Origin of the sequence: Bradyrhizobium sp. 137, from assembly GCF_023074095.1 — a bacterium.
Lineage (GTDB): Bacteria > Pseudomonadota > Alphaproteobacteria > Rhizobiales > Xanthobacteraceae > Bradyrhizobium.
The window spans coordinates 21,217-28,115 of sequence record NZ_JADPKU010000012.1 but is presented as its reverse complement, the minus strand read 5'-3'; the positions used below and the strand labels follow the sequence as shown (position 1 = coordinate 28,115).

The window sequence follows — 6,899 nt, the reverse complement described above, 5'->3', positions numbered from 1 at the left end:
CAAACTGGAGCGCTGGAGTGCCTGCTGCATGGCGCTGATTCTCCTCGCAATCAAAGCGCCAGACGTTCCCAAAACTGCATCAAAAGTGAGTCAGAGCCCAAAAGGGACCCCTTTGATCGGCGTGCTCTGCTGGGAGCGCTCGGGTCGTCGGAGCTGGTCGGGGTTGCGGAGACGGCGCGAGCGCGGGTTGTTTGAACATCGTCGCGGCTTTTGAATCGCCAGCTGTCGTTGCCGGTCTCGACGATGTCGCAGTGATGGGTCAATCGATCGAGTAGCGCGGTGGTCATTTTGGCATCGCCGAACACGCTCGGCCATTCGCCGAACGCGAGATTGGTGGTGACAATGATGGAGGTGCGTTCGTAGAGCCGGCTGATGAGATGGAACAGGAGCTGACCGCCGGATTGCGCGAACGGCAGATAGCCCAGCTCGTCGAGAACGATGAAGTCCATGCGGGTCAGATGCTCGGCGAGCCGTCCCTGCCGACCGTTGCGGGTTTCGGTCTCGAGCCGGTTGACGAGGTCGACGACGTTGTAGAAGCGTCCTCTAGCGCCATCGCGGATGCAACTTCTGGCGATGGCAATGGCCAAGTGTGTTTTGCCTGTACCGGTGCCGCCAACCAGCACGACGTTGCGTTGTTGGGTGATGAAGCCGCCGCCAGCGAGATCATTGACGAGAGTCTGATTGATCGGCGTGCCGTCAAACTGGAAGTCGGCGATGTCCTTGGCGAGCGGCAGCTTGGCAATGGTGAGCTGGTATTTGATCGACCTGGCTCGTTGATCTCGGCGTTGAGCAGGTCGCCGACAATGCGCTGAGGCTCGTGCTGGCGCTTAACGGCAGTTGCCATGATCTCGTCGAAGGCAGCCTTCATGCCGTAGAGCTTGAGTTCGCCCATGAGGTCGAAGATTTGGGTTCGTTCCATCAGATGGTCCTCCGGAGGTTGTCGTAGCGGGCACAATCGGCGATCGGTGCATGACGGAGCGTCAGTGCGGCCGGCGTCATGATGTTGGCCGGTGGGGCAGGTTCACGTTGACGGGCCAGGATATTGAGAACGACATCGGCGGAATGGACGCTGTGACTGAGCGCTTCGGCACAGGCCGCTTCCACCGCGGACAGACCGTCAGTCAGCACCGCGTTGAGGATGTCGACCATCTGCCGATTGCCATCGTCGGTGCTGGCCAGCTTGCGCCGGATCCGATCGATCGCGGCCGGCAGCACCCAGTCTTTGAAGGGAGCACCGTTGCGCAAGGCGCCGGGTTTGCGGGCGAGCACCGGCACATAATGCCAGGGGTCGTAGACGGTATCGCCGCGGCCAAAGGATCGCGGGTGCTCGGCAACGATACGTCCATCCTGACGGATCACGATGCGATCGGCATAGGCTTGAACCTCGACCGGTCGTCCGACTGCGCTGGCTGCGACCGAGTACTTGTTGTTGTCGAAGCGCACCAGGCAGGTCTTCGAGACCGATGCCGTCACCGCATGGAAGCCACCCCGCACCGAGCAAGAACGCAATCCCAATGCCCACTGCACAGCCCTCCCTAACTGATGCAGGTTACCCAGTGGCGCTCGGAGGCTCAACACAGCCGAACGGCGTAGAGCACACAACGCAGTCGTGAGCTTGGCGGCGGCGGCCCTTTAAGCCGAGAAGGCTTGAAGTCGGGGTGGGGCTTGATGCCGAATTAGGATCCCCTGCCGAAAAGGGGACCCAAAGTTTTCGCGTAGTGTCCCGTGCGCGCCGGGCCTGCGTCAGCCTCGGTAGACCAGCCACAGGCCGATTACGAATAGCGCGCTTCCAGGCTTTACCGTTCCCGGTACCACCGAGAGCAGCGTCGCGAGCATCACGAGCACGAATCCAGGAGTTGACATCATGATCCTCCTCAGTGGTCGAGCCGGGCGAGCAGCCTAGCCACCGCGGTGGGGTGCCACACGTCTCCACGGGGCGCCCTGATGCCACGCGCGTGAAGCTCCTCGGCAATGCCGCGGGTCGTCGTTATCCCGCAGGCACGTATGTCCTCAACGATACCCTTGAGGTCGGCAGCGCGATGGACGGCATTCTCCTTGAGCTTAGCCACGGCACGGTCATTTCCTACCTGCTTCCCTCGAAGCGCGCGGGCGCCGTTTGGATTTCCCAGCTTCACCCCGCGAGCCTTTGCAGCCGCAAGAGCCGCCTTAGTGCGTTCGCCAATGAGCCCTACTTCCAGCTCAGCCACGGCCGCCATCTGCGTGAGTAGGAAGCGGCCCATGGCACCTGGGGGAACGCTGGGGAGATCGCAGAACACTAGGTCCACCGTGCTCGACGCCAAGGCCCTAAGGAGGTCCACATCACGCGTAAGCCGGTCCAGCTTTGCGAACACGAGTTTGGCGCCGGACACTTTGGCGTGCGCGAGGGCCGCCGTGAGTTTAGGGCGGTCGTTGCGCTTGCCGCTTTCCACCTCGACGTATTCAGCAAGTACCTTCCACTTGCCCCCGTTCAGATAGCTCTCGACGGCTGCACGCTGCGCCTCAAGGCCAAGGCCGCTTTTGCCCTGCTTGTCACGCGACACTCGCAGATATGAAACGAATTTACCCTCAGCCATGACCCGCCCTACCCACACAAATCAATGTAACGAACGTTACATCAATTTGTAACAGAAGGTATTCGGGATAGTGTGAGCAATTTGGAATCGCTGTGATTCCGTTTTGCATACCTCCGGTCCCCACTTGGAGGCCGTCGGTCGCCGCCTAACGGGCGCACGACTGCGTCCAAGTGTCTCTGCGGGGGGAAAAGTGCGATTCCCCTGAAGAGGCGGAACTTAGGGTTTGACAACTAGCGGTTTTGCGACTTGCTGGATATTTCTTAAAAGGACACGAGTCGGCGCAGGTGGGCAGTTGGACACGTTAGCGGGACACGAGACATCGGAGGGGTTTTGCTTTCTTTGCTCCCCCTCACCGGAATTGGTTTTCCTGGAATCGCAGAATTTCTATGCGCTAGCTGGACTTGGCCCCATTGTAGACGGGTACTGCGTTATCGCGGCAAAAGCCCATTCTAGGTCAATGGCAGACATCGCTCCCCAGTTGTGGGCTGAGCGAGATTCATTTTTGGCCACGATCCGAGCTAGGCTGACTGCAATGTATGGGTCCTGTCTAGTCACGGAACATGGCCGGATGGCAGTCTGTGCAGCTGATGAACATGACCATCACTGTTTTCATGCGCACTTCCTGGTATTTCCAGGGGCACAAGATGTCTCGGTCTTAGCAGGTTCGTACTTTGCTCATACTGTTGAGTTTCCAAGCATCAGCGCAGCATTGGCTTCTGGTGCGCTGCACCCTGAATACCTCCTTACCTCGCCTGATCGGAACCGTCTGTTCATCCATTCTACTCCTCTGAACGCCCCCCGACAGCTCGCCCGGTTCCTCGTGGCCTGGGAAAACGGCGATCCGCACCTGGCGGATTGGAAAGCCTGGCCACAACGTGAGCGCGCGATTTCTATCGCGAATACGCTGCGAGCCGCCTTTGCCGCGCGGGAGATCAATGCTGACTGACGCAAAAATTGACAGTGCTCTGAAGAAACTGGCGGACTCTTTCCTGAAGGAACAGCGCGCCATTGAGGGGCAATCCGATTTCAAGGGCTGGGGTCAATTCATCGGTCAAGCAAATCGCAATCAGGTTGGCCTCTATGGGACCAGTGCAGGTTCAATTTGTGTTTCGCTAGCATACGGCCACTCACGCATTCCCGTGCCAGTCGTTGATTATCTCACGTCTATTTGGAATCAGAGGAACGTGCCGGGCACTAAAGGCGCTCGTGATTTCGCGCTTACAACAAGGCGCGCATTTTTTCTAATGGCTCTGCGGCAATCGAAGCACCCCAAGCTGCAGGCCATCGCGTCAGAAGCTGATCGAGAACTGCGAGAGCGGATCCTTCCCGATGGGCTCCTCGTAGGTTGGCAGATTGACAAATCTACGAAAGCCGCAACCGGAAGCGACACGGCGACGTGCGTTGCCATCTTGGCGTATGCCTTGACCGGGAAAAAAAGTGATATTCCGCCGGAGATACAACGAGCAGCATCTGTTCTGCAGGAACGCCTTGAGGGCGCCCCCTCTTCCAATAGCGGGTTGATGAAGTTCTCGCTCTGCTCGCTGGGATTGGCTCTCGACCGGACGAAATTGCGGCCCCGAATCAAGCAGTGGATTGCGAGGAGCAAGATTACGAACGATACGCGCGGGCAAGACACGCTCGATTTTTGGGATTATGACTATCAGGTAGGCGAAGGTTTAGCCTCTCGGCGAGACTATCTTCATGTCCCCGCCGATGCCGTTGACATTCTTTTGGCAAGTGGACTGTGCGGTGGCAACAAGCAACTTCTTTCGGCATTAGATCTTGCCGAGGAGGCGGCTGACTCGTTTATCGATTCTGGCCTTTACTACGGCGGACGAGAGAAAGCGACGAGCCTAAGCCAAGCTTGGATCGCTTTTGCGCTCGAGCGTTCCAAGGTCCTCATTGCGGCTAATGCTGAACGTAAGCCTTGGTATCTTCTTTGGCGTGGATCGTGATGTAGGCCATGCAGTTATGATCGTTCATGACCCTCTATATGGCGCGTTTGAGCCGCCGGGATTCTTGGATCGCTTGATCCTCGCTCCCGAGGTGCGACGTCTGATGGGGGTTCGGTTGTTGAACGCGCCGTCGCCCTCCTTACCGACGTTATCCGAGGTTCGACGGTTCTCTCATACGCTCGGGGTTCTTCGGTTAGCACTCCTCAATCCTCATAATGGGCTCGCAAAAGACGAGGTCAGGGCACTTTCTGCCGCGATTTTAATACACGACGCCGCAACTCCGCCGTTTGCCCATCTGCTTGAATACTATCTGAAGGATCGCGTTGGGTGGAATCATGAGGCCGCGCTGCCTGATTTGCTCACCGGCCACAATCTGTTCGGCAATACCGCGCACCAAATATTGCCGGGCGAGGAATTGAGGTTCAAACGACTCTGCAATCTAAGCAAGATTGATTTTGAACTTGTATTGCAGATCGTACGAAAGGAACATCCGTCATCTGGCTTGCTGTTCGGTGCATTGGACTTCGACAATCTCGATAACGTCTTGAGAATGGCTTGGGCGCTTGGACTGACCGTCCCAGCAACGCCCTTCTTGCAGATAGCGCGGGAAATGGGTGTTTCGATTGAGGGAAAGATGCTCCTTTCGGAGAGCCATTCCTCGTCAGTTGAGGCTTGGGCGGAGACACGTCGAAGGGTTTACGACATACTTGTCTTCGACTCGATCACGGTGGCAACGCAGGCGGTTCTGACCAAGGCAATCTCGCTGCTATTCAATGAAAGCGATGTATCAGAGATACGCTGGGCTAACCGTGACCAAGATTTTCTGGATCTGCTGACGCGGGCGCCCAAAACGAAAGATTTGATGCTGCGGCATTTTCATCAGAGTCTTCCTTCGCAGGTCCTCGTTCTGCAAGTACCTGGCTCACTCGCGAGCCTGGGATTTGCATCGCGCGATGCAGCGATAGGGCTGATAGAGAAGATCGCGCGGGATCAATTCGGTATCAAAAAGCCGTTCGGGTATGCTTTTGTTGACAAGTCCGCGTTCTCAAAAAAACTTGAGTTCATCGACCCGGCAACGAGACGTCGGTGGACTTCAGGTGCCGCGTCTCAGAGCGTGGTGTTCCATTGCTTTGCGAGCGATACAGAGCGCTCGGTGGACAAAATCCAAGAGCCATTCCGTAATGTTCTGCTTAATCAGTTGGGCGGGGTCGTCGAGGTAGATGCTGACACGAACGAAAAAAATCGATCTGCGCGCTAGGTTGAGGCGTTTGGAGGATGTCGATTGGGACTTCTCTACAAGTCGCAGTCAGTCTGCTTTTTCAAGCCTTCACTGGCATCCTTGTCGCTATCCTTCTCAAATTCCCGCAGTTTTGATCGGCGCGCTGTCTGACCCCGGCGAAGTCGTTCTTGACCCCTTTCTTGGCTCCGGCACTACCGCGGTAGAAGCTCAGCGCCTCGACCGGCTTTGTGTTGGCATAGAACTCAATCCCGTGTCAGCCTTGATGGCGCGAGCTAAAACTCTGTCCAGAGATTCAGGCCAGATTAGAAAGCTGGTTGATCGGATTCGCGTGCTTGTACGCCAGACTGCGCGACGAGAGACGGTTCCAAAAACAGTGCAGAGCGAAAAGTGGTATACGCCAAGGACGCTCAACGATCTGCGTAAATTGAGAGGTGGCATCGCCGAATTGCGCGGCGATGGACGCATTCTCGCCGAAGCCGCATTTTCCGCTATTTTGCTCCCGGTATGTCGTGAAACGCGTCATTGGGGCTATGTCTGCGACAACACTGCTCCTAAAGACAATAACGAGCGAGATGTAATTGAGCTGTACGAGAAAACCCTAATTGGGTTTGCCGAGGCTTACGAGGCACGAGATGCATATCGAACCGTGTCGTATCGACGAGAACTGCCTGTTCCCGAGGTGAGGGTTCTGGAAGGCGATGCTGCCGATGTTCTCAAGAGCAAGTCCGTCGAGGGCGCGCAACTCATCGTAACCTCGCCGCCATACTTCGGAGTGGCGGACTACGTAAAGGCGCAGCGTCTAACCTTGGAATGGCAAGGGCTGGAAATTGAGCCACTGCGTCAAAAAGAAATAGGAGCGAGAAGCAAGAGGCATCGTCTGGTTGCGGCTGACCAATATCTTGCTGACTGCAAGCGTGTTTTCGATGGATGTCGAGGAGTCCTTGACCGAGGGCGTGCCTGTGCGGTCGTGTTCGGCGAGTCAGGTGATCGAGCTCCAATGAAAGAAAAATTCGAGCAAGTCGTCGAGAGCTGTCAGTTTAAGCTGATCTACAAACAGTCTCGCAAGATTTCGAGTGGTCGCCGGCAGAACCCGAGTCTGCAAACAGAGCACCTCCTCATCTTCATGTGAGC

At 56.8% G+C, this 6,899-nt stretch carries 6 protein-coding genes and 2 pseudogenes; 4 read left to right on the top strand and 4 right to left on the bottom strand.

Going from position 1 to position 6,899, the window contains the following annotated elements:
• Positions 1 to 203: 203 nt before the first annotated feature.
• The 4 genes and pseudogenes from istB to IVA78_RS02690 all read right to left on the bottom strand — a co-directional run.
• A pseudogene (istB, locus tag IVA78_RS02700) lies at positions 204 to 919 on the bottom strand (IS21-like element helper ATPase IstB); the annotation flags it as partial.
• Positions 828 to 1,485: pseudogene (locus IVA78_RS02695) on the bottom strand (IS21 family transposase); the annotation flags it as partial. The pseudogenes istB and IVA78_RS02695, both read right to left, overlap by 92 nt.
• A 258-nt stretch (positions 1,486 to 1,743) precedes the next feature.
• A complete protein-coding gene (locus tag IVA78_RS34350) occupies positions 1,744 to 1,866 on the bottom strand; it encodes a hypothetical protein (RefSeq protein ID WP_256468107.1) in 123 nt (40 codons plus the stop codon).
• Positions 1,867 to 1,874: 8 nt separating this feature from the next.
• Complete coding sequence (locus IVA78_RS02690; RefSeq protein WP_247464094.1) at positions 1,875 to 2,573, bottom strand: recombinase family protein; 699 nt, start codon at positions 2,571 to 2,573, stop codon at positions 1,875 to 1,877.
• Positions 2,574 to 3,141: 568 nt separating this feature from the next.
• On the opposite strand from IVA78_RS02690, the gene IVA78_RS02685 reads away from it, so the two are divergent.
• The 4 genes from IVA78_RS02685 to IVA78_RS02670 are packed head-to-tail and all read left to right on the top strand — an operon-like array spanning position 3,142 to position 6,897.
• Positions 3,142 to 3,519, top strand: coding sequence for a hypothetical protein (locus IVA78_RS02685; RefSeq protein ID WP_247464092.1), 378 nt, complete (start codon positions 3,142 to 3,144; stop codon positions 3,517 to 3,519).
• Positions 3,509 to 4,528 carry a hypothetical protein gene (locus IVA78_RS02680; RefSeq protein WP_247464090.1) on the top strand — a complete coding sequence of 340 codons (1,020 nt, stop codon included), beginning with the start codon at positions 3,509 to 3,511 and terminating at the stop codon, positions 4,526 to 4,528. Before IVA78_RS02685 ends, IVA78_RS02680 begins: the two co-directional genes overlap by 11 nt.
• A complete protein-coding gene (locus IVA78_RS02675) occupies positions 4,485 to 5,786 on the top strand; it encodes a hypothetical protein (protein WP_247464088.1) in 1,302 nt (433 codons plus the stop codon). Before IVA78_RS02680 ends, IVA78_RS02675 begins: the two co-directional genes overlap by 44 nt.
• Entirely contained in the window at positions 5,749 to 6,897 is a 1,149-nt protein-coding gene (locus IVA78_RS02670; RefSeq protein WP_247464087.1) for a DNA methyltransferase, read from the top strand. Before IVA78_RS02675 ends, IVA78_RS02670 begins: the two co-directional genes overlap by 38 nt.
• Positions 6,898 to 6,899 lie beyond the last annotated feature (2 nt).